Below are 296 nucleotides of genomic sequence, written 5' to 3'. Positions count from 1 at the left end.
GAGACGGAGAATGTAGCCCTCTGTTCCATGGATGATGAAGCCCTGTACGGAAAGGAACTGTTCGTCATCACCTTCTCCGAAGCGGTACAACGGGGCCTCCTGGTAGATTACAAGGTGATCGTGCTGGCGGTGGAAGAATCCCATGTGAATCGCCGTTTGCAGGCGTTGTGGAAAGACGAGAATAATCAACTCAAGGTGGACGACGCTGCCAAGATCATCGGCTGCTGGAAAGCCCTGTCCAAGCAGGGCCTGATGGATCAGGGTGACGATGGGGAAGCCATGCGCCGGGCCGTGGC

At 56.4% G+C, this 296-nt stretch carries 1 protein-coding gene; it reads left to right on the top strand.

The features are described from left to right. Positions 1-296: hypothetical protein (locus IV91_RS16510; protein WP_035419122.1), on the top strand; the 296-nt coding region annotated here is incomplete at both ends.

It is taken from the genome of Ferrovum myxofaciens, from assembly GCF_000735045.1.
Taxonomy (GTDB): Bacteria; Pseudomonadota; Gammaproteobacteria; order Burkholderiales; family Ferrovaceae; genus Ferrovum; species Ferrovum myxofaciens.
This window is presented reverse-complemented; position numbering and strand designations above follow the sequence as displayed.